The following is a 21,876-nucleotide window of genomic DNA, read 5'->3' on the forward strand; positions in this document are numbered from 1 at the left end:
CGGAACTGGACGGAAACCATGGACCACCCGAAGACCTACATGACCAAGGCCGAACATGCCCGGCAGCATATCCAGGATATGGTGCTGTCGGGCACGGTCGGCCCGGGCGACAGGATCACCACGCGGGAGGTGTCGCTTGCGCTCGGCATCAGCGAGACGCCGATCCGCGAGGCGATCCGCAGTCTTGCCTCCGATGGCTGGCTGGAGGTGCAGAACCATATCGGCGCCGTGGTGCAGGGCCTGCGCGCCGAGCAGATCCGCGAGATCAGCGCCCTGCGCGGCCTGATCTGCGGGCTTGCGGTGGAGCTTGGCGCCCGGAACTTCGATGCCGAACGGCTGGCGAAGATCGACGAGAATATCGCGGTCTCGGCCACGGCGCTGGAGGCCGAGGATTTCGATCTGTTCGGGTCCAAGAACTACGAGTTTCACCTGCTGCTCTGCGACAATCCGGAATCACCCTGGTGCCGCAGGCTGCTCGAGAACATGCACGGCCTGATGTCGGCCCAGCGCCACGGCATTCCGCCGCAGCCGGGGCGTCTCGCCGATGCCCTGGAAGAGCATAAGGCCATCCGCGACCGGCTGCGCGAGGGCGATTTCACGGCGGCAGCCGCGCTTGTGAACCAGCACGAAAAGAACACCGGCGATTTCCTGATCGATCTGATCGAGGCCGCGCCGGCCAAGGGCGCGAACCGGCGGGCCGAAGGCCGCCGCGCTTCCGCGACATAAATCAGCCGTCCCGGAAAGGGGCGGCAAAGGGAGGAGTTTTGGAATGGGTACGGTTCAAATCCGCAATGTGCGCAAATCCTACGGCGCGGTCGAGGTGCTGCACGGCGTCTCGATCGATATCGAGGATGGCGAATTCGTCGCGCTGGTCGGCCCTTCCGGGTGCGGAAAATCGACCCTGCTCAGAATGATCGCCGGGCTTGAAGGCATTACCGGCGGCGACATCGTGATCGGCGACCGCGTGGTCAACCACGTTGCGCCGAAGGATCGCGATATCGCCATGGTGTTCCAGAACTATGCGCTCTATCCCCACAAGAATGTCCGCGACAATATGGGCTTCGCGCTCAAACAACGGCGCGTGCCGAAAGCGGAGATCGAGCGGCGCGTCGGCGATGCCGCGCGCATTCTCGGGCTCGAGCCCCTGCTTGAGCGCAAGCCACGGCAATTGTCCGGCGGCCAGCGCCAGCGCGTCGCCATGGGCCGCGCCATCGTGCGCGATCCCAACGTGTTCCTGTTCGACGAGCCGCTCTCCAATCTCGACGCCAAGCTCCGCGTGCAGATGCGCTCCGAGATCAAGGAGCTGCACCAGCGGCTGAAGACCACGACCATCTACGTGACCCACGATCAGATCGAGGCAATGACGCTTGCCGATCGCGTCGTGGTTCTGAACGGCGGCGTGATCGAGCAGGAAGGCCCGCCGCTCGAGCTTTACGACAAGCCGGCCAGCCTGTTCGTCGCGGCCTTCATCGGCTCGCCGCCGATGAACTTCCTGCAGGGCGATATCGTCGCCGGGAACGGGCTGAAGCTTGCCGACGGGCGGATATTGCCGCTGCCCGCCGCCGATCCGAAGGGGCGGCAGCGCGTCACCGTCGGCGTCAGGCCCGAGCATTTCGTGCTCGCCGAAAGCGGCTGGCCGGCGATGGTCACGATTGTCGAGCCGACGGGTTCGGAAACCCAGATCACCGCTCGCCTTGCCGACGAGGTTATCCGCATCCTGGTACGCGGGCGCACGGATGCAAAGCCGGGCGATACGATCCATCTTCAGGTCGCGCCGGATGCAGTTCATTTCTTCGATGCAGCGCCGGTGCCGGAACTGGCGCTGGAAGATCCGGTGTGACCGCGCGAAAGGAAAAGACCCATGCTTGAACTCAAAGATTTCTATATCGACGGCCGCTGGACGCCAGCGACTTCGACAGCAAGCCACACGCTGGTGGACGCCACGACCGAACAGCCCTTCGGCACGGTTGCGCTGGCCGGGACAGATGAGGTCGATGCCGCGGTGGCGGCCGCAAAACACGCCTTCCCGGCATGGGCGGAGAGCGACCCGGCCGCCCGGATCGCGCTCGTCAGGCGCATCCATGACATCTACGCCGCCCGCAGCGACGAGATGGCGCGCGCCATCTCGCAGGAAATGGGCGCGCCGATCGAGCTTGCCCGCACACGCCAGGCGGCGGCCGGCCTGCGCCATATGACCAATTTTCTTACCGCCATGGAGCATTTCGATTTCGAAAGGCCGCTCGGACCGCATGCGCCGGATGATCGCATCCTGATGCAGCCGATCGGCGTCGTCGGCTTGATCACGCCGTGGAACTGGCCGATGAGCCAGGTCGCGCTGAAGGTCATACCGGCGCTTCTTGCCGGCTGCACCATGGTGCTGAAGCCATCGGAACTCGCGCCGCTGTCGTCCAACCTGCTGGCCGAGATCATTCACGAGGCGGGCGCGCCCGCCGGCGTCTTCAACCTCGTTAACGGCAATGGCGCGACCGCTGGCGCGCGGCTTGTCGAGCATCCCGACGTTGCCATGATCAGCTTCACCGGCTCGACGCGCGCCGGCGCCAGCATCATGCGCGGCGCGGCCGACAGTTTCAAACGCGTCGCGCTGGAACTGGGCGGCAAGGGCGCCAACCTCATCTTTGCCGATGCCGACGAGGACGCCGTCGCGCGCGGGGTGCGGCAATGCTTCATCAACAGCGGCCAGAACTGCAACGCCCCGACCCGGATGCTGGTCGAGCGTTCGATCTACGAGACCGCCGTTGAACAGGCGGGCGCGGCGGCCGGCGCGATCGCGCTCGGCCCCTCATCGGCCGAGGGCGCACATATGGGGCCGGTGATCTCGAAGGGACAGTTCGACAAGATCCAGGACCTGATCGAGACCGGCATTCGCGAGGGCGCGCGGCTGGTGGCGGGCGGGCCCGGCCGCCCGGCCGGCTTCAACCGCGGCTATTTCGTTCAGCCGACGGTGTTTGCCGATGTCGACAACGCCATGACCATCGCGCGCGAGGAGATTTTCGGCCCCGTCCTCAGCATCATTCCGTTTGCCGATGAGGACGAGGCGGTGGCGATCGCCAACGACACGCGCTACGGCCTCACCAATTATGTCCAGAGCGGCGATGGCGCGCGGCGCAACCGGTTGGCGCGGCTACTGCGTTCCGGCATGGTCGAGATGAACGGAGAGCCGCGCGGCGCCGGCTCGCCCTTCGGCGGCGTCGGTCATTCGGGCGGCGCGCGCGAGGGCGGCGTCTGGGGGCTGGAGGAATACATGACCGTGAAATCGGTCTCTGGCTGGTCGTCGTAACCGGGACAACGTTCCTTGGCGGCAATGGCGGCCAAGGGAATGTGCCCAACAAAAAAACCCGGCCTCGAGACCGGGTTTTTTCATTTCAGAAAGTGCTGCGCCGCTCAGTTGGCCGGCTGCTGCACCTTGGCGCGGGCCTGTTCCTCGGCCATGCGCTTCTGGAACATCTGCGCGAAGTCGATCGGGTCGACGAGCAGCGGCGGGAAGCCGCCATTGCGGGTGGCGTCGGCGACGATCTGGCGGGCGAAGGGGAACAGCAGGCGCGGGCATTCGATGAACAGCATCGGCAGCACGTGCTCCTTCGGGAAGTCGGCCACGCGGAACACGCCGCCATAGACCAGTTCGCACAGGAACATCGGCTTGTCGTTCGACTTGGCTTCCGCCTTCAGCGACAGCAGCACGTCGTAGGTGTCGTCGCCGAGCGGATTGGCGTTGACATTGACGGAGATGTTGATCGCCGGCTGGGCGTCGCGCTTCTGCAGCGAGGCGGGAGCTCCCGGATTTTCGAAGGAAAGATCCTTGATGTACTGGGTGAGAATGCTCAGTGCAGGGCTCGGCTTCTTTTCCGCCGCTCCGTTTTCCTCGGCCATTGCGCGTCCTTTCGAGTAATGTCGTTGTGTGCGAATTAGCATCTCGCCGGCGGGCGTACAACCCTTCGTGCCGGCGGTTCGGGCCGTGAAGGCCTGCATTTCAGCCTATTTGGGCTTGTCGTTGTCGTCGGGCTTGTCCTTGCCCGCCCAGGGCGAATTCGGATCGGGGTCGTGGGAGAAATCATCGGCATCGAGATCGACCACTTTCGGCCCCTCGCGCGGGCCTTCGCGGCGCGGCGGCTCGCGCCTCGTGTAGCTGAACCCGGCGGAGCGCTCGGAAACCACCACCATGTTGCGGCTCATCCGCTTCCACACGAAATCGCGAAACGGTGGCACAAACAGCAGGAAACCGCAGATATCGCTGACGAAACCGGGGATCAGCAGCAGAATGCCGGCGAGCACGATCATGCCGCCATGCACGAGGTCGCGGCCCGGATTGCCGCCGTCGCGGACATCCTGGTTGAGCCTCTGCAAAACGCTGAAGCCCTGGATGCGCAACAGGATCGCGCCGATCACGGCGGTCAGCATGATCAGGCCCAGCGTCGGAAACAGGCCGATCGCGCGGCCGACGATGATGAAGCCCGCGATTTCAATGAACGGGTAGAGAATGATGGCGATGAGAAACGGCAAGTCGGTTTCCTGTCTGGCTTGTCTTTTCCAGATTGTATTTTCTGGCTTTCTTTCCCTTTTCGCGGCCCATGGGAAATGCGCTTGATAATCCGATGTGTTACATTTGAATCATGGCCCTGTGAAGTCTATATGGGGATAGGAAAACAACAAGGAAAGCCGCGGGTACGACGAAATGGGCACAAGCGATCTGATAACCCTCTTCTTCCTGATTGCGGCTGTGGTGATTTTCTTCCAGCTTCGCAACGTTCTCGGGCGGCGCACCGGCAATGAAAAGCCGCGTTACGAGCAGACGCCGGTGCGTTCGCGCACCGATGCGCTGGAGCCGGGACGCGGCGAGGGCAAGGTGATCACGCTGCCGGGCGTCGAGAAGGAACAGGAAGCCGCCCGCAAGGCCGCGATCGACAGGATCGCGCCGGCGGGAAGCGACGTCAATTCCGGCCTCCAGGCGATTGCCGCGGCCGATCCGCAGTTCGACCCCGACGCCTTCCTCAAGGGCGCGCGCTCGGCCTATGAAATGATCGTGATGGCCTTTGCCGAGGGCGATCGCCGCAGCCTCAAGAACCTTCTGTCGAAGGACGTCTATGACGGCTTCAACGCCGCCATCAGCGAGCGCGAGGCCAAGGGCGAAACGGTGCGCGCGAATTTCGTGGGCATCGAAAAGGCTGAGATTACCGAGGCCGAGGTCGAAAAGACCGAAGCCCGGATCACGCTCAGGATCGTCAGCCAGATGATCTCGGCCACCTATGGCAGGGATGGCGAGGTCGTCGAGGGCGATCCGGAGGAAATCGCGGAAATCCGGGATCTCTGGACCTTCGCCCGCGACACCAAGGCGCGCGATCCGAACTGGAAGCTGATCGCCACGGCCTCCGAATAGGCGATTGATCCGGCGGCCATTGCCGCCTGACGGGAGTTCGACTGATGAGCCGGCGCAAGCTCTCGTCCGAGGAACGCGATTTGTGGAACAAGGTGGCCCGCACGGCGCGGCCGCTTCCCGGCCGCAAGGCGGAAAAGCTTGAGGCCCCGGACGAAAATTTCGCCGAGATGATGAGCCCGAAGTCGCCCGCACCCATAAAGGCCGAGCCGCCGCGCGCCGGCGTTTCGCCGCTTGCGCTCCGGCAGCCGAAGGAACCGCGCCACCATCCGCTGGAGCGGCCGGTGAAACGGAAGCTCGCCAGCGGGCGGATCGGCATCGATGCCCGCATCGATCTCCACGGCCTGTTTCAGGACGAGGCCCATGCGCTGCTTCTATCCTTCCTGCGCCGCGCCCATGAACGCGGCCACCGCCATATCCTGGTGATCACCGGCAAGGGCGCGTCGCTTGGCAGCGATGGCGTGCTGAAGCGCACCGTGCCGCTTTGGTTCTCGCTGCCGGATTTCCGGCCGCTGATTTCCTCCTATGAGACCGCCGCCCGCCAGCATGGCGGCGAAGGCGCGCTTTATGTCCGCCTTGCGCGCCGGAAGGGAGGGGCGGCATGACCCCCTTCGGCGATGCCGTGCGCGCATTGCGGGCAAAACGCGGCGTCACGCAAAAGCAGATGGCCGAGGCCATCGGCGTCTCCCCCGCCTATCTCTCGGCGCTCGAACACGGGCGGCGCGGCAAGCCGAGTTTCGATTTCCTGCAGCGGGTCGCCGGCTATTTCCACATCATCTGGGATGATGCCGAGGCATTCTTCGAGATCGCCGACCAGTCCGATCCGCGCGTCGTGATCGACACGATCGGCCTGCCCTCCGCCCACACCGCCTTCGCCAACCATCTGTCGCGCAGTATCGGCCGGCTGGATGAGGATGCGGTGGCGGAACTGGAGGCGGTGCTGGAAAAGCATTTGAAACGCTGAGGCTCTGTCAGCCGCAGTCAGCCGAACAGCCCCCTGATCATGTCCTTGTCGTAGGGTTTCGACAGGATACGGATATCTTCGAGGTCTTCGGGAAGCGCCAGGCTGTCGCCATAGCCGGAGGCGAACACGAAGGGTATGCCGTCGCGTTGCAGCCGCCGCGCCACCTCGAAGCTGGTCTCATTGCCGAGATTTATGTCGAGAAGGGCGAAGCCGAAAGGGCTGTCGCGTTGGTCGAGCATGCCCATCGCCGCTTCCACCGTCGGCGCGATGACGGTCTCCAGACTGCCGAGCTTCTCGAAGATCATCTCGGCATCCATGGCGATCATCAGATTGTCCTCGACCACCAGAACCGTTTCCGGGGGCGTGAAGACGGCCGCCGCGGCGACCTCATGGGCAGCGGCGGGCACCGACGCGGACTCCTCTGCAACCACATGTTCGCCCGGCAGCCAGAACGCGGCGGTCACGCCCTCCAGACGATAGGAAATCTCGGCCCGTCCGGACAGTTCGAACGGGATGGTGCGCTCTATGATGGTCGAGCCGAAGCCTCGGCGCTCCGGCGCTTTCACCGGGGGGCCGCCAATCTCGCGCCAGTCGATCTGGAGGCTTTCGTCCGGGCCGAGGCTCCAGTCGATCCTGACCGTGCCGCGCGGCGATGACAGCGCGCCGTATTTGGCGGAATTGGTCATCATCTCGTGGATCACCAGCGCCATCGCGGTATAGGCCTTGGACGTCAGAAGCACGTTGGGGCCGCTGGTTTCAAGCCGCGTCTTTCGGTCAAGCAGGTAGCTTTCCGCCTCCGCCTCGATCAGTTCCGTCAGCGCGGCCGGGGCCCAGTGGTGGCGCGTGATCTGGTCGTGGGCGCGCGCCAGCGTCTGCACCCGGCCATCAAGCTTGGCGACCAGTTCAGTGGTGGAAATCGCCTCTGCGCTGGTCTGCGATATCAGGCCGCGCACGAGGCCTAAAATATTGCGGACCCGGTGGTTGAGCTCGGCGATCAGCAATTCCTGCTTCTCGTTGGCAAGCTTGCGCTCGCGCCCCGCCTCTTCCGACAGCCGCAGCACCACTTCGAGCAGCATGATCCGCAATTGCGAGGCGGCGCGGATATCGGCGGCGGACCAGGGCGCGCTCTGGCCGCGCACCGTCGTCTGCCAGGTCTCGAAACTCTTGCGCGGCGTCAGCCTGGCGCCGTTCGGGCCGTAGCTCACCGGCTTTTCCGGATTGCCGGCCCAGTTGACCTGCTGCACCAGTTCGGCGCGGAAGAACAGCAGATAGTCGCGCGGCGAGCGGGAGATCGGGATCGACAGCACCCCGGCTGCCTTTTCGACAAGGCGCTCTGCGTCCGGCATGAATTTTTGGATCTCGTGATTGGCGTAGACGGCGTTGCCGGGCAGCGCGTTCAGTTGGTCGCAGAGCGCGAGGATATCGGTCGCATCAGGCGCGTCGCCGCCGGTCACGACCTTGTTCTCCTGAACCACGGCGTAGCCATCCGCCTTGAGAATGTCGGCGAAGGATTCGGCGGAGGACCGCAGCAGTTCCGGCGTGGTGGTGTCTTTCGAAAGCGTGCGGGAAATATGCGTCGTCAGCCGGTGCACCACCTCGTCATTGGCGCGCTCGTCCGCCGAAAGGCGGGTCTGTAGCACCAGCGACAGCATGTGGCCGAACAGCAGCGCGGCGTTGCGAAGCCGCATCGAGGGCACATGGGGCGCGCCGTGGTGACAGGCGATCAGCCCCCACAGCGCGCCGTTGACGATCACCGAGATCGACATCGAGGCGCCGACATTCATGTTGCGCAGATATTCGAGATGGATGGTCGACACGCTTCTGAGCCGGCTTCCCGAAAGGTCCAGCACCTTGCCGTCACGGGCGAGGATCGGCGCGCCCTCGTCGGCGACCGAGGCGATCAGCCGGATCGGGTTTTCGACATAGAGCGCGCGCGCCTGTTTGGGAATGTCGGTGGCGGGATAGCGCAGGTTCAGGAACGGTTCGAGATCGTGCTTCTTGGCTTCCGCCACCACTTCGCCGGTGTCGTCCGCGCCGAACTTGTAGAGCATCACCCGGTCGAAACCGGTGATCAGCTTCACGAAACGGACGGTGTGGCTGTAGACCGCGGCAAAGGACGGAAGCTCGGCCATGCGGTCGATGGCGTTGCGCACATTGGCCATGTCGGTGGCAGCACCCTCCACCGGGGTGGCGGGCTCGAACTCGATAATCACCGTGTCCTCGAACCGGTGCACCGATGCATCGAACCGGTTCGCGGATCCGGCGATGCCGAGGTCGTAGATCACCTCGACGCCGCGGTTCGGATTGAGAAATTGCAGCCCGTTGCGGATCGTATGGATCGTGTCCGCGGGAAGCAGCGCCTCTGCCTGCCGGCCGAGCAGCGCGCCGGCGGCAACGTCCAGGAAATTGCCGATATTTTCGGAGACATGCGTGATCGTCCAGTCGGGCGCGACGGCGACCAGAAAGCCGAATGCCTGCACGCGGCCGAGAAGATGGATCGGCTCGCGATCGCAATTGGTCAGATCGACCCGGTCGTTCATTGCGCCTGTTCTCCTTCAAGATGGCAAACGGCCTCCAGATAGGCATCGAAAAGCGCCCTGGCTGACGTTACGGCCGTTGCGACGGCGCTTTGGTTGGCGGGTTGGGCGGCAAGCCAGGCCCGAAAAGTCGTCCAGTGATTCTCGCCTTCGCCATGGCGCAGGAAAGCGACGGGATAGGGCGCGCCGGCCTTCGCCAACTGGCCAAGGAGATAACGGGCGCCCAGCCGGGAGCCTTCCAGCACATAAGCCAGACCCGCGACCGAGCTGCTGTTGTCGGCGACGCAATCGCCGGCCGGCATTGAAAGCGCGAGCGCATCAAGATCGCGCGCAAGTGCTGCCGTGCGCAGCCTGTCGCCGGGAAGCGTCGCATAAAGCGACTGGGCGGCAAGCCAACGCTCGGCTTCGGGCAGCACGCGGGCATGCATCAGCAGGAAACGCTGATAGCCTTGGGGCGAGGCGAATGGGGTGCGGCTGACCGCGCGATCGAGGCGCTCATGCAGGTCGCTGGTATTGTTTCGCAGTTCGGCAAGCAGTTCCATTCGCCACTTTAGGGAAAATTAATATACGGGAAACGTGACCTTGTAGACGAATAATGCAGGCCGCACCAGACGTTGCGATTATGAAGAGAGAGGCAGAGGCGGGCTTTAAACCAGATTAAACCGGGGCGCGATTGGCGGGCCGGCAGGGCCGGTTCTATTCGCCCGTCAGCGCCCTTGCGGCCTGACGCAGGGCCTCGCGGAAGGCCCGGACGGAGGCCATGGTTTCGTGTTCGGCCAGCGTGACGAACCCGACCCGGATCTGCGGCAGCGTGAAACCGGGAATGTCGAGCGCGACCACCTCGCCGCCGGCGAGCCGGCTTTCGAGCATGAAACGCGGGGTGAGCGTCAGCACCTGCATTTCATGGGTCAGCGTCAGCAGCGAACCGGGTCCGGCGTTGAGCTCCAGCATCGGCTGGGGAAGGATCACGCCATGGTTGCGCAGTTCGGTTTCGAGCTCGACGCGGTTATTGCTCTCTTCCGGCGGCAGCAGCCATGGCCAATTGGCCAGCTCGGCGATGTCGATATCGGTTCGTCCCGCCAGCGGATGGTTCTTCGAACAGGCAATCACAAGATCGGAGCGCGTCAGCGGGTCGTGGCGCAACACCGGCATCACCTTTTTCGGGATATGGTTCCAGTCGATCCGCCCGACATAGCAGTCGAGCCGGCCCTCCCAGAGCTCGCGCAACACATCGCCGACCATGCCGACCGATATGCGGTAGCGGACCGCGCTCCGTTCGGCGTCGAGAATTTTGAGCGCTGCGGGCAGCAGGTTGAAGTTCAGCGCCGGATTGGCGCCGATCCTGACGATCGGCGAGGGACTGGTCTTCAGTTCGGCCACAAGATGGTCAAGCGAGGACAGGCCCGACCGGGCGCGCTCGAGGGCGACGCGTCCGGCGGGGGTTAGCTCGACGCCGCGCACTGACCGCGCCACCAGCTCGACGCCGAAGGCATATTCCAGGTCCTTCACCATTTGCGAAACCGCGGGCTGGGTCCGGTTGAGGACCTGCCCGACGGCGCGCAGGGAGCGATGCTCGTCGATCAGTTCGAGGATGCGCAGATGCCTGAAACGCAGGCCATCGAGTCGGTGTGATGCATTAGCCATAAGCGTAACTTATCATATTGAAGAAAGTTCCGACTATTTCTTTTGGCTAAATCGGCAAATAGTGCAACCGAGGAGAGTGACGGCAGGCGTTTGTCGCCGACGCGTCACCGATCGGGAGGAAAAATTGAGACGCGCCAATATCGTTTCCGGCGTTGTTCTGGCTCTTCTGGGCCTGTTTGCGCTTGTCTTCATCATTCCGAAAGGGATTAGCGAGGGGCCTCAGGGCATGATGTCGCCCCGCCTCGTGCCGAACATGATGATGATCGTCGCGGTCGCGCTGTCGGCCTTTCTGGCGTTTTCCAATCTGCGCGCCAAACCCGCGCCGGAGGATGCCGAGCCGACGATCACGCGCGGCGAAATGCTGGCGCTGGTCAGGATCGGCGCGGTGTTCCTGATCTCGATCGCGCTCTATTTGCTTCTCGCCCCGCTTGCGGGCGGCATCTTCCTGGTGGCGGCGAGCCTGCTTCTCCTGGGCGAGCGGCGGCCGCTGGTGATCATCGGCATGACGGCCGGGCTGCTGATCGCGGTCTGGCTGCTGTTTTACAAGCTGCTGGGGACGGGTATTCTATGAGCCATATCCTTCTCGGTTTTCAGGATGTCCTGCACCCGGCCACGCTGGTATGGGTCGCGCTCGGCGTGTTCATCGGCTATGTCGTCGGCGCGCTGCCGGGGCTCGGCAAGGGCACGGGCGTGGCGGTCGCCATTCCGCTGACCTTCTATCTCACGCCGCCGGCGGCCATCGGCATGCTGATCGGCATCGCCAAGGGCAGCGGCGCGGGCAGCGCGGTCTCCGCCATCCTGCTCAATACGCCCGGCGAACCGTCCTCGGCGCCGACCGCGCTTGACGGCTATCCGCTGGCGCGCCAGGGCAAGGCGCAGAAGGCGCTGAAAATGGGCCTGTTCGCCTCGGTGATCGGCGACTTCCTCTCGACCGTCATCCTCATCCTCCTGGCGGCGCCGCTGGCGCGCTATGCGCTGCTCATCGGGCCGGTGGAACTCTGCGCCATCCTGCTGTTTTCGCTGACCTTCATCGGCGGCCTTTCCGGCACGTCCATGACCAAGGGGCTGATTGCCGGCGCGCTCGGGATTTTCTTCGCCACGATCGGGTTCGAGACCGAGACCTTCGTGCCGCGCATGAGCTTCGGTCTGCTGGAACTCGATGACGGCATCAAGCTGGTGCCGATGGCGATCGGCATGCTGGCGGTCGCCGAAATGGTGGTGCAGGCGGGCAATCTCAAGGCGCTCGATTCCGCGACCGACCAGATCCGCGACAGCGACAGGCGCGAGGACCGCGTGATCCTTTGGTCGGAGTGGCGTCGCTGCTTTCCCGCGATCGCGCGCGGCACGCTGATCGGCTCGGTCGTCGGCATTCTGCCGGGCCTTGGCGCAAGCGTCGGCTCATTCATGTCCTATGGCGCGACCCGCAGGGCCTCGAAGACGCCGGAGAAATTCGGCAAGGGCATGATCGAGGGCGTGGCGGCGGCCGAAAGCGCGGACAATGCCGTGGTGCCGGCGAGCCTGATCCCGCTGTTTGCGCTCGGCATTCCCGGCAGCGTCATCGCCGCGATCCTGATCGCCGCCTTCATCCTGCATGGGCTGACGCCCGGCCCACTGATGTTCAAGCAACAGCCGCGGCTCGTCGCCGATGTCTATGCCGCGATGCTGTGCGCCAGCGTGATCATGCTGGCGATCGGCTATCTCGGCCAGCGCGTATTCGCCCAGATCATCAAGGCGCCGATGCGGCTGATCATTCCGGGCGTGCTGCTTCTGTGCAGCATCGGCGCTTATATGGAAACCGGCAGCATCTTCTCGATCTATGTGATGCTCGCCTTCGCGGTGGTGGGGTTCTTCGCGCGCAAGCTCGATTTTTCCTTCGTCACTTTTCTGATCGGCTTCGTCATCGGCCCCAATCTGGAGCTGAGCTTCCGCCAGTCGCTGCAACTGCTTGACCATAACGCGCTCAATTTGCTGCGGCACCCGATCGCGGTCGTGTTCCTGGTGCTGACCGTGGTGATTGTCTGGTGGATCGGCCACGGCAGCAAGATCGCGGCATCGCTCGGCCGGCACGACGCACATGATTTCACCGGTGCTGAAGATCATGACGACACGGCGTTTCTCGCAATCAAAAGGGAGGATGAGCGATGAAATCGATTACCAAACGGGGCCTGCTCGGCCTTATCAGCGGTGCGGCGCTGAGCCTTGCCAGTCTCTCCGGCGTGGCCTTTGCCGAGGATGCCTATCCCGACCGGCCAATTACCATGCTGGTAGGCTACGGCGCCGGCGGCCAGACCGATCTGGTCGCAAGGGCCGCGGCACAGATCATGTCCGACCATCTCGGCCAGCCGATCAATGTCGTCAACAAGCCGGGCGCCGGCGGGGCGGTCGCCGCGCGTGAGCTGACCAAGGCCAAGCCAGACGGCTACACCATGCTGTTCCAGTCGAACTCGGTGGTCAACACCTCGCCCTTCATCATGGAGGGCATCGACTTCACCGCCGAGGATTTCGAATATGCCGGCATGATCACGTCCTATCAGGTCGGCCTAGCCGCCCGCAAGGACAGCCCTTACGACAACCTCACCGAATATCTGGCATGGGCGAAGGAAAATCCGGGCTCCAGCTTCGGCGCGCTGAGCCCCGAAGCGCGCCTCTACATCGAGGCGCTGAGCAAGCAGAATGATATCGACGTCAATATCGTGCCGCTGCAGAGCGGGAGCGAGATGATCAACGCGCTGCTCGGCAACCAGGTGGCGGCGGCGTTTTCCGGCGGCATCCACTATCGCTATCCGGAAGAGCTGAAGACGATCTCGGCTCTCACCACCTTCCGCCATCCCTCCGCGCCGGACGTTCCGACGATCGAGGAGGAGGGCTATCCGATGGCGATGGATTCGCGCACGACGCTGTTCCTGCCCAAGGGAACGCCGCGCGCGATCCTCGACCGCCTCGCCGAGGCGCTGTCGTTTGCCGAAAACGATGAGAGCTTCCAGAAGATCACCGCTGCTGCCGATATTCCGATCAAGTTCCTCAATGTCGATGAGTCGTATAGCGAAATACGCTCGTCCCACGACAAGAACAAGAAGATCATCGAAGACGCCAAGAAGGCGGCGCAGTAACAACCCGCCTGCCAAAAGAAATCGCGTCGCGCAGAAACGCGCGGCGCTCCTCTCCCAAGACCGGAAATCCGTTATGTTTCAGCCACTCAAGGGCGTCAGGGTGATCGATTTGAGCCAGGTTCTGGCCGGCCCCTATGCCACCTATCAACTGGCCCTGATGGGCGCCGAAGTGATCAAGATCGAAAAGCCCGGCGAGGGCGACTGGACCCGCATCGGCGGTCTGTTGCCGGAGCTGACCGAGCGGCGCATGGCGTCGAGCTACCTGACCCAGAACGCCGACAAGAAATCTGTGACGCTCGATCTGAAAAGCGCCAAGGGACTTGAGATCGCGAAGAAGCTGATCGCGGGCGCCGATGTCTTCGTGGAGAATTTCAAGCCCGGCGTTGCCGAGCGGCTGGGGCTCGGCTTCGAGGTCGTGAAGGCGATCAAGCCGGATATCGTCTACTGCTCGATCTCCGCCTATGGCCAGAACGGGCCGTGGAGCGCCAGACCCGCCTATGATCACGTCATCCAGGGCATGTGCGGCATCATGCTGACCACCGGCAAGCCCGGCGACGGCCCGACCAAGGTCGGCGCGCCCTATATCGATTTCGCAACCGGGATGAATGCCGCGCAGGCGATTATGGCCGGGCTGCTGGAAGTGGCCCGCACCGGCAAGGCCATCGAGGTCGACGTCGCCATGCTCGATACCGCGCTGATGCTGATGGCCTCGCTGATGACCCAGCACATGACCGCCGGATGGATGCCGACCCAGAGCGGCAACGAGGCCTGGAGCGCCAGCCCTTCCTCGGGCGCGTTCGAGACGAAGGACGGCGTGCTGATGCTGGCCGCCAACAACGCGCCGCAGTTCATCAGGCTCTGCAAGGCGATCGGCCGCGACGATATTCTTGCCGATGCGCGCTGGAATACGCCCGCCGCCGTCAAGGAAAACGCGGCCTCCCTGCGCGAAACGTTGAACGCCACCTTTCTCACGCGCACGGCGGATGAATGGGAAGCCTTGCTGGCAAAAGTCGATGTTCCCGCCGCCAGGGTGCGCAGTCTCGACGAAACCCTTTCGGAGGCGCATATTGCCGCGCGCGGCCTGCTTTCCGAATTCCGGATCGAAGGCCATGACGGGCCGATACACGTACCCTCGATGAGTTTCCGCGCCAATGGCGAGGCGGTGACCGCGCATGCGCCGCCGCCCGAACTCGGCGCCGACACCGCAGGCGTGCTGAAGGAGATCGGCCTTTCGGACGGCGAGATCGACGCCTTGCGCAGCGCGGGCGTGATCTGAGGTGAGAGTGAGGACATGACAATGGACGCAAACGATTGGCCGGGACCGGCCGGCGCCGTCAACACCGTCCGGTTTGACACAAAGGACCGGGACACGAGCCTGCCGCTCGTCTGCCGTTTTCCCGCCGAAGGACAGGCAAAGGGCATCGTCATTTTCTGCCATGGCCTCGGCGGCCATGGCGGGGATCATGTCGAACTTTCCACGTTTCTGGCGAGCCATGGCTATCTCGTCATCCATCCGACCTTTGCCGATGGCGTGGCCGCGCTCGCCGAGGTGGCGCGCGAGCTCGGTTTTGCGCCCGATGGTCCGGAAGTTTCAAAGTGGATCATCTTTCCGCCGCTGAGAGACCGGATGTTCCAGATCCTGCACACGCCGCATTACTGGATGGAGCGGATCCGGATCGTCACCGCCATTATGGACAATCTGGCGGAAATCCGGGAGAAAACCATCGGTGCGTCGTCCACGCCTTTGCCCGCCGCCATCGCCGGCCACTCCTTCGGCGCCTACACCTCGCAATTGCTGACAGGCGTGGAAATCGACATGCCGGGCGAAGGCCCGCGCAGCTTCCGGGATCCGCGATTTGCGGCCGCCGTGCTGTTGAGCGGCCAGGGCCGCGGCCAGCAGGGCCTGCGCGAGGGCTCCTGGGCCGCGATGGATGGACCCGTGCGGACGGTGACCGGCACCCTGGACGGCGGCGCCAAGGGGCAGGACTGGCGCTGGAAAACCGAACCGTTTCATCACGCGCCCGCCGGCGACAAATATCTCGCCGTGCTGGAGGAGGCCGACCATTTTCTCGGCGGCATGACCGATAACGACCCGTCTCCCGGCCACCCCGCCCAGCGCGAAGCGGTCTCCATGCTGACCCTCGCCTTCCTCGACGCCCATCTTGCGGATGACCAAAATGCGCGCGCATGGCTTACCGCGCTAGAGGACCGCATCGCCGACTGGCCCGCGCAGTTCTTGCGGAAGTAGAGCTCCCAGACGCCAGCACCACCGGAAGCGCTTGCGTCCGGCGCCATTTTGCGCATTGTTGCAGGCCGATTGCGCAGGTGGGCGGAATGAGCATAATCGGCCGCCGCAGCGGACCTTGTCGGGCCGCGAGGTGGAACAATCCGGAGGCCGAAACTGTTGTCGCTGTATCTTTGGTGGGCTGCATCCCGGGGTGAGGTTTTGCCCCACAAAACCGACGAGGGTCGCCGCCGGGTCAGCATATGGACGCCGTCCGACTGTCGACTTGGCGCGCTGACGGCGGAGATCGCGCACCGCGACCCGATCTGAATGGAGACATCTATGACTTTCGAACCACATGGCCGGCACCTGGTCGGCGGCGAATGGAAAGAAACCGCCAAACGCTTCAGTTCACAGCCGGTGACGGGCAAGCCGCTCGACTATTTCGAAGCCGATGAGGCGCTGGTGGATGAGGCGGTGAAGGCCGCCGAGGCCGCGTTCTGGGACTATGGCTACACGTCACGCCGAGCCCGCGCCGAGTTTCTGAACAAGATCGCCGACGAGATTGAAAAGCGCGGCAGCGACATCACCGCGATCGCCATGGCGGAAACCGGCCTGCCGGAGGCCCGCCTTGAAGGCGAGCGCGGCCGCACGACGGGCCAGCTCCGCATGTTCGCGCGCCATATCATGGACGGCGACTATCTCGACCGCAGGCATGACGCCGCCAACCCCGAGGCGACGCCGCCTTCGCCCGATCTGAAGCTCATCCAGCGCCCGATCGGCCCCGTCGCCGTGTTCGGCGCGTCGAATTTCCCGCTGGCGTTTTCAACGGCCGGCGGCGACACGGCCTCCGCCCTTGCCGCCGGTTGCCCGGTGGTGGTCAAGGGCCACCCGGCCCACCCCGGAACCGGCGAGATCGTGGCCGAGGCGATTGCCGCGGCGGCGGAGAAATGCGGCATTCATCCCGGCGTGTTCTCCCTGCTTCAGGGCGCCTCGCATGAGGCCGGCACGATGCTCGTCACCCATCCGCTGATCAAGGCGGTCGGCTTCACCGGCTCGCTTGCCGGCGGCAAGGCCCTGTTCGATCTTTGCGCCCGACGCGATGAGCCGATACCGTTCTTCGGCGAGCTCGGCTCGGTCAATCCGAATTTCCTGCTTCCGGATGCGCTCGCCAATCGCGGCAGCGAGATTGCCAAGGGCTGGGCCGGCTCACTGACCATGGGCGTCGGCCAGTTCTGCACCAATCCGGGCCTGATGGTGACGCTGGCGGGTCCCGAGGCCGACCGGTTCGCCAAAGAGACCGCCGAGGAGCTCGGCCGAGTCGGTGCAGGCACGATGCTGACAGAGGGCATTGCCGAGGCCTTCCGCAAGGGCAGCGATGCGGTTGCCCATGCATCCGGGGTCGAGACGCTGATCAAGATGGAGGCGGATGGGCGCAAGGCCGCGCCCGCGCTCTACAAAGTTTCCGCGGCAGCGTTCATCGAAAACCCGGCGCTCGCCCATGAGGTCTTCGGCCCGCTCGGCATCATTGTCGTGGCGTCGAACGCCCAGGAGATGCGGGCGGTCGCCGAGCGGCTGGAAGGCCAGCTTACCTGCACGCTGCACATGGATCATGATGATGCCGAGTTCGCCGGCTCGCTGCTGCCTGTGCTGGAGCGCAAGGCCGGCCGGCTGCTCGCCAACGGGTTTTCAACCGGGGTGGCCGTTGCCGATGCCATGGTCCATGGCGGGCCCTACCCGGCGACCACCAATTTCGGCGGCACCTCGGTCGGCACCATGGCGATACGCCGCTTCCTGCGGCCGGTCTGCTATCAGAACATGCCGACGGCGTTGCTGCCGGAGGATTTGCGGCATACCGGGTAACACCGGCGGCGGCTGGAGCTACCGCGAAGCCGGGGCGGCGGCGGCGGCATCCACGGGCACCGGGCCGCCCTGCGGCGGCTGAAGCACTCCGGTCAGCTTCTGCCGCCACAACTCCGCGACATGGGAAATGCGATAATGCGGCGCGGCCGTAACCTTCGGCAGCGCCGCGCGCCAGGCGTCGAGCCGGCCGACGATCGCATCGATGTCGCCGGTGTCGACGCATTGTCCGTCCCCGCCCAGAACTTCCATATTGACCGCAAGCGCCTCATCCGCGAGCACGGGCGTGCCGACCGCATTCGCCTCGGCAAGCTGCAGGGCGAAGGGCTCGAAAAACCGCGTCTGCGGATAGAAGACGCAAAGCGACCGGCGCATCCGGTCAATCATCTCGTCATGGTCGAGCCGCCCCAGGAAGGTGACGCCTGCCGGCGGCGCGCCATCAGGCCAGATCTTGTTGCCGTCTTCGGCGATATCGAGCTTCAACTCGGGGCGTTGCTGGCGGAGCCATTCGAACTTGGCGAGAACCTCCGAAATGCCCCTGAGCGGCGCGCCGGGAAAGAACAGTCGGTTCACGTCGCGCGGCGTGTCATCGGGTGCGAGGTGGTCATCGACCGGGTTGTAGATCGTCGTGATCTTCGGCAGCCTCTCGTTTTCCGCGCTCAGGAATTCGCGCACGTGACGCGCATGCGCATGAGAGACGCAGACGATCTCGATGCCGGCGTCGGCAAGCGCTTCACCCATGCGGCGGTTGTGCCGTCCCGGGTTTGAATGGAGCCTGAGAAAAATCGGGGCGTGCGCGTTGAGCTTGCGCGCCTTCAGAGCGGATTTCCAAGAGCTGACCACCACGATCGCCTGAACGCCTGCAAGATCGTCCGCTTTCAGCGAGCCGAGCGGCCGGTAGAAGCCGCAGACGTCGCGGTCGATATCGGTGCGGCCGTTCTGGTAGAAGTGAAACCTGAAATTCCTGCCATGGGCTTTCGCAACGCGCATAGCGATCGATTCGGCGCCGCTGAGCGCCCCGGCTTCCAGCGAGCCGAGCGTGTAGGGCGTAAGGCAATAAGGGTCTATAACAGCAATGGCGGAGGACATCAGAGTGCCTCCTTTCTTTGTTCGTTTTGAAGGATTTTCACGGACCACAGGACCTGCCCGACCGCGAACTGCTTCTTTTGGCCCGATGGCAATTCTGACATCGGGCCCTCCTCGTTTGTCATCTACCTGAACTGTTTAGAAAAGGCGCGCATTAAACTGGTTACAAATCGTCTAAAATTGCGTTGAAAACGAGGACGCCGCGCATAAAGTATCGCCGGACCCGACCATGATGATTGCAGTTGCCGCCATCATTCGGCCATAATTGCAGTGGCAGCGAGCATTTCACCACAGTCGCCCTGCCGGAAGGTTTTGGAAAGATGAACGCGCACACGAAAAGCTGTCTGGCCCAGAAGCTCTCGCATTATGCCGAACTCGATGAGGCTTCGCTTGAGAGCATCGCCCGGTTCGAACGCGAGGAAAAGGATTTCGCCAGGAATGACGAGGTCTATCAGGAGGGCGACCGGAATATTCACCTCTATGTGGTTAAGAAGGGCTGGCTTTACAGCTATGCCGACCTGAAGGACGGCCGCCGGCAGATCGTGGAGATACACCATCCGGGGGATATCGTCGGGTTTCCCGATATCGCCTTCACCGAACGCACGACGGTCTTGAGGGCGGCCGAAGACGTGCGGCTCTGCCCGTTTCCGAAAAAGGATCTCGACGAGGTGTTCAAGCGCGCGCCGCAGCTTGCCGCGCTGCTGTTTGCGCTTGCGGTGCGCAATCAGGTGATCATGATCGATTTCCTGCGCGCCATCGGCCGCATGAGCGCGCGTGAACGGATCGCCTATCTACTGCTCGACCTCCAGGCGCGGCTGCGCATCACCAACACGACGATGACGACGACCTTCCGCCTGCCGCTCAACCAGACCGAGATATCGGACGTTCTGGGGCTCACCAATGTCTATGTCAGCCGCAGCTTCACCGCGCTCGAAAAGGACGGTCTGATCCGCCGCTCCAACGGCTCGGTGGAAATTCTCGAGGAGGACCGGATGAAGCGCATCTGCGACTTCTCCGACCGCCACACCAAACTCGACACATCCTGGTTTCCCGACGGAACGCCCGTCGAGGCCTGAATATGTTGAATCCCTTTGTTTTCAGCCTGTTAGATCAAATAAACTGAAATTCAGTTAATTTGGCCTGGGCGGCATGGTTTCATGACGATTCCGCAACCGCCTCTAGCGTCAGCGAACGGCTGCCCATCTCCTGGGAGCGGCCGGCGAGATCGAGAACCTGCTGCAGTTCCGCGCCGCGCAGGAAGGTCGGCTCGGCCGGCGCCTCGCTGCGGATCGCCGCGATGAAACGCTGGTAGATCGTCGGGACCGGCGGGCAGTCGATGTCGCTCCACTCCTCCTTGGCAAGTGCATCCGGGCCGATCGCCGCGCGCAGATGGCTCTCATTGCGCTCGAACAGCACCTGCAGCCCGCCCTTGTCGCCGTAAATCCTGAGGCGGAGGTCATTATGGTGGCCGGAGGCGAAGCGCGACGCGGTGACCGTGCCGATCGCGCCGTTTGCGAGGTCCATATGCATGACGAAGCTGTCATTGGCGTCGAGCGTATACTCGCCGATCCTGTCGCCCTCCGCCTTGTGGAACACGGCGGTGCGGCAGGAGACCGAATGCGGCGCGGAGCCGGCGGCAAAGGTTGCGAAATCGACGATATGGATGCCGACATCGCCGAGCGCGCCCTTGGAGCCATGCGCGGTGGAAAGCCGCCACAGCCAGCCGGGCTCGGTGCGCCAGTCGCCCCAGACCGACTGGGTCAGCCAGCTCTGCAGGTAGGAGGCCTCGAAATGGCGCACTGCGCCGATCTCGCCGGCGGCGATCATCTCCGCCGCCTTCTGCAGCGCGGCGACATTGCGGTAGCTGAGATTGATCATGTTGACGATGCCCGCTGCCTCGGCGGCAGACGCCATTTCGGAGGCAAAGGCGTAATCGGTGCTCAGCGGCTTTTCGCACAGCACATGCTTGCCGGCCGCAATCAGCGGCATGGTCGTGGCATAATGCAGGCCATCGGGCGTCACCACCGAGGCGGCGTCGAAATCGCATTGCTCGATCGCGTCGGCAAGCGTGGCATAGCGGCCTTCGATCCCGTGTTTGTCGCAGAAGGCGGCGAGCACCTCGGCGCGCGGATCGACGCCCGCCACCACGCTCACGCCGTCCATCTCGGCAAAGGCTTCGGCATGAACGCGCGCCATGCCGCCGGTGCCGACGATCAGCACCCGTACCGGTTTCTTCGTCTTCGTCATCGGGCTGTCTCCGTGGTCAGCGAAAACCGTCTTCGCCGGGATTATGCAGGCGGGCGCCGCGCTCGGTGATCTTCTCGGGCGCCTCGTCAGCCGGCACGTTGGGGGCTGCGGTGGGGTCGGCGATCCGGCGGGCCGGGTTATGGGCCCAGCGCACGGCATTGGCGATCACGCGCTGGACATTGGCGTCGTGATAGGTCGGATAGGTCTCGTGGCCGGGGCGGAAGTAGAACACATTGCCCGCGCCGCGCTTGTAGGTGAGGCCGGAGCGGAACACCTCGCCGCCCTGGAACCAGCTCACGAACACGGTCTCCAGCGGTTCGGGCACGCCGAAGGGTTCGCCATACATCTCCTCGTTCTCGAGCTCGAACATCGGGCCGACGCCTTCGGCGATCGGGTGGTTGGCGGAGGTCACCCATAGCCGCTCGCGCTCGCCGGCTTCGCGCCAGGTGAGATTGCAGGCTGTGCCCATCAGCCGCTTGAACGGTTTGGAAAAATGCGCCGAATGCAGGAAGATCATGCCCATCCCGCTCCAGACCGCCTCGCAGACGCGCTCGGCAACCGCGTCGGATACCTCGCCATGGGCGGCATGGCCCCACCACAGCAGGACGTCGGTTGCAACAAGCCGCTCTTCCGTCAGGCCGTGCTCCGGGTCCTGAAGAACGGCGGTTTCGGCCTTGATGCCGTCATTGCGGTTGAGGCTTTCGGCGATGGCGGCATGCATGCCGCGAGGGTAGAGTTCGGCCACGGTCTTGTTGGTCTGCTCGTGGACGTTTTCGCCCCAAACAAGGGTTCTGATGGTCATGTCTGATATCCAT

21 protein-coding genes are annotated in these 21,876 nt (G+C 64.0%); 13 read left to right on the forward strand and 8 right to left on the reverse strand.

What is annotated here, in order from left to right; all coding sequences use genetic code 11:
• Nucleotides 1-18: 18 nt before the first annotated feature.
• The 3 genes from V6766_RS03125 to V6766_RS03135 are packed head-to-tail and all read left to right on the forward strand — an operon-like array spanning nucleotide 19 to nucleotide 3,298.
• Nucleotides 19-726, forward strand: coding sequence for a GntR family transcriptional regulator (locus tag V6766_RS03125; protein ID WP_448463501.1), 708 nt, complete (start codon nucleotides 19-21; stop codon nucleotides 724-726).
• Nucleotides 727-769: 43 nt separating this feature from the next.
• Entirely contained in the window at nucleotides 770-1,840 is a 1,071-nt protein-coding gene (locus V6766_RS03130; RefSeq protein WP_448463503.1) for an ABC transporter ATP-binding protein, read from the forward strand.
• Between the two features lie 21 nt (nucleotides 1,841-1,861).
• Nucleotides 1,862-3,298: an aldehyde dehydrogenase family protein gene (locus V6766_RS03135; RefSeq protein ID WP_448463505.1), complete on the forward strand. Its 1,437-nt coding sequence runs from the start codon at nucleotides 1,862-1,864 to the stop codon at nucleotides 3,296-3,298.
• 104 nt (nucleotides 3,299-3,402) lie between these two features.
• Here V6766_RS03135 and secB read toward each other — a convergent pair whose 3' ends face one another.
• Nucleotides 3,403-3,888 carry a protein-export chaperone SecB gene (gene secB, locus V6766_RS03140; RefSeq protein ID WP_448430151.1) on the reverse strand — a complete coding sequence of 162 codons (486 nt, stop codon included), beginning with the start codon at nucleotides 3,886-3,888 and terminating at the stop codon, nucleotides 3,403-3,405.
• A gap of 105 nt (nucleotides 3,889-3,993) precedes the next feature.
• Nucleotides 3,994-4,518, reverse strand: a complete 525-nt coding sequence (locus tag V6766_RS03145) for an FxsA family protein (RefSeq protein ID WP_448463507.1) — start codon at nucleotides 4,516-4,518, stop codon at nucleotides 3,994-3,996.
• Nucleotides 4,519-4,690: 172 nt separating this feature from the next.
• Between V6766_RS03145 and V6766_RS03150 the strand changes: the two genes are divergently transcribed.
• The 3 genes from V6766_RS03150 to V6766_RS03160 are packed head-to-tail and all read left to right on the forward strand — an operon-like array spanning nucleotide 4,691 to nucleotide 6,353.
• A complete protein-coding gene (locus tag V6766_RS03150; protein ID WP_448463509.1) occupies nucleotides 4,691-5,392 on the forward strand; it encodes a Tim44/TimA family putative adaptor protein in 702 nt (233 codons plus the stop codon).
• Nucleotides 5,393-5,433: 41 nt separating this feature from the next.
• Complete coding sequence (locus tag V6766_RS03155) at nucleotides 5,434-5,994, forward strand: Smr/MutS family protein (protein ID WP_448463906.1); 561 nt, start codon at nucleotides 5,434-5,436, stop codon at nucleotides 5,992-5,994.
• Nucleotides 5,991-6,353 (forward strand): helix-turn-helix domain-containing protein, encoded by a 363-nt coding sequence (locus tag V6766_RS03160; RefSeq protein WP_448463511.1) that lies wholly within the window; start codon nucleotides 5,991-5,993, stop codon nucleotides 6,351-6,353. Before V6766_RS03155 ends, V6766_RS03160 begins: the two co-directional genes overlap by 4 nt.
• A gap of 17 nt (nucleotides 6,354-6,370) precedes the next feature.
• On the opposite strand, the gene V6766_RS03165 is transcribed toward V6766_RS03160, so the two are convergent.
• The 3 genes from V6766_RS03165 to V6766_RS03175 all read right to left on the reverse strand — a co-directional run bounded on the left by V6766_RS03165 (nucleotide 6,371) and on the right by V6766_RS03175 (nucleotide 10,534).
• The gene (locus V6766_RS03165) at nucleotides 6,371-8,893 is read right to left on the reverse strand and encodes an HWE histidine kinase domain-containing protein (RefSeq protein WP_448463513.1); all 2,523 of its coding nucleotides are present in this window, start codon (nucleotides 8,891-8,893) and stop codon (nucleotides 6,371-6,373) included.
• On the reverse strand, nucleotides 8,890-9,432 hold the full coding sequence (locus V6766_RS03170) for a biliverdin-producing heme oxygenase (protein WP_448463515.1): 543 nt from the start codon (nucleotides 9,430-9,432) through the stop codon (nucleotides 8,890-8,892). The genes V6766_RS03165 and V6766_RS03170 overlap by 4 nt, the downstream gene beginning before the upstream one ends.
• A 154-nt stretch (nucleotides 9,433-9,586) precedes the next feature.
• Nucleotides 9,587-10,534, reverse strand: coding sequence for a LysR family transcriptional regulator (locus tag V6766_RS03175; RefSeq protein ID WP_448463517.1), 948 nt, complete (start codon nucleotides 10,532-10,534; stop codon nucleotides 9,587-9,589).
• 124 nt (nucleotides 10,535-10,658) lie between these two features.
• Between V6766_RS03175 and V6766_RS03180 the strand changes: the two genes are divergently transcribed.
• From V6766_RS03180 to V6766_RS03205, 6 genes are all read left to right on the forward strand, one after another.
• On the forward strand, nucleotides 10,659-11,105 hold the full coding sequence (locus V6766_RS03180) for a tripartite tricarboxylate transporter TctB family protein (RefSeq protein ID WP_448463519.1): 447 nt from the start codon (nucleotides 10,659-10,661) through the stop codon (nucleotides 11,103-11,105).
• Nucleotides 11,102-12,679, forward strand: a complete 1,578-nt coding sequence (locus V6766_RS03185; protein ID WP_448463521.1) for a tripartite tricarboxylate transporter permease — start codon at nucleotides 11,102-11,104, stop codon at nucleotides 12,677-12,679. Before V6766_RS03180 ends, V6766_RS03185 begins: the two co-directional genes overlap by 4 nt.
• Nucleotides 12,676-13,644 (forward strand): Bug family tripartite tricarboxylate transporter substrate binding protein, encoded by a 969-nt coding sequence (locus V6766_RS03190; RefSeq protein ID WP_448463523.1) that lies wholly within the window; start codon nucleotides 12,676-12,678, stop codon nucleotides 13,642-13,644. Before V6766_RS03185 ends, V6766_RS03190 begins: the two co-directional genes overlap by 4 nt.
• Nucleotides 13,645-13,717: 73 nt before the next feature.
• Nucleotides 13,718-14,920 (forward strand): CaiB/BaiF CoA transferase family protein, encoded by a 1,203-nt coding sequence (locus V6766_RS03195; RefSeq protein ID WP_448463525.1) that lies wholly within the window; start codon nucleotides 13,718-13,720, stop codon nucleotides 14,918-14,920.
• Nucleotides 14,921-14,941: 21 nt separating this feature from the next.
• A complete protein-coding gene (locus tag V6766_RS03200; RefSeq protein WP_448463527.1) occupies nucleotides 14,942-15,892 on the forward strand; it encodes an alpha/beta hydrolase family protein in 951 nt (316 codons plus the stop codon).
• A 318-nt stretch (nucleotides 15,893-16,210) separates the two neighbouring features.
• Nucleotides 16,211-17,731: an aldehyde dehydrogenase (NADP(+)) gene (locus tag V6766_RS03205; RefSeq protein ID WP_448463529.1), complete on the forward strand. Its 1,521-nt coding sequence runs from the start codon at nucleotides 16,211-16,213 to the stop codon at nucleotides 17,729-17,731.
• Between the two features lie 18 nt (nucleotides 17,732-17,749).
• On the opposite strand, the gene V6766_RS03210 is transcribed toward V6766_RS03205, so the two are convergent.
• A complete protein-coding gene (locus tag V6766_RS03210; RefSeq protein WP_448463531.1) occupies nucleotides 17,750-18,817 on the reverse strand; it encodes a glycosyltransferase family 4 protein in 1,068 nt (355 codons plus the stop codon).
• A gap of 317 nt (nucleotides 18,818-19,134) precedes the next feature.
• On the opposite strand from V6766_RS03210, the gene V6766_RS03215 reads away from it, so the two are divergent.
• The gene (locus V6766_RS03215; protein WP_448463533.1) at nucleotides 19,135-19,890 is read left to right on the forward strand and encodes a Crp/Fnr family transcriptional regulator; all 756 of its coding nucleotides are present in this window, start codon (nucleotides 19,135-19,137) and stop codon (nucleotides 19,888-19,890) included.
• Nucleotides 19,891-19,969: 79 nt separating this feature from the next.
• On the opposite strand, the gene V6766_RS03220 is transcribed toward V6766_RS03215, so the two are convergent.
• Complete coding sequence (locus V6766_RS03220; RefSeq protein WP_448463535.1) at nucleotides 19,970-21,061, reverse strand: Gfo/Idh/MocA family protein; 1,092 nt, start codon at nucleotides 21,059-21,061, stop codon at nucleotides 19,970-19,972.
• A 16-nt stretch (nucleotides 21,062-21,077) separates the two neighbouring features.
• Nucleotides 21,078-21,863 (reverse strand): ThuA domain-containing protein, encoded by a 786-nt coding sequence (locus V6766_RS03225; RefSeq protein WP_448463537.1) that lies wholly within the window; start codon nucleotides 21,861-21,863, stop codon nucleotides 21,078-21,080.
• Between the last annotated feature and the right edge of the window lie 13 nt (nucleotides 21,864-21,876).

It is taken from the genome of Martelella sp. AMO21009 (genome assembly GCF_053484295.1).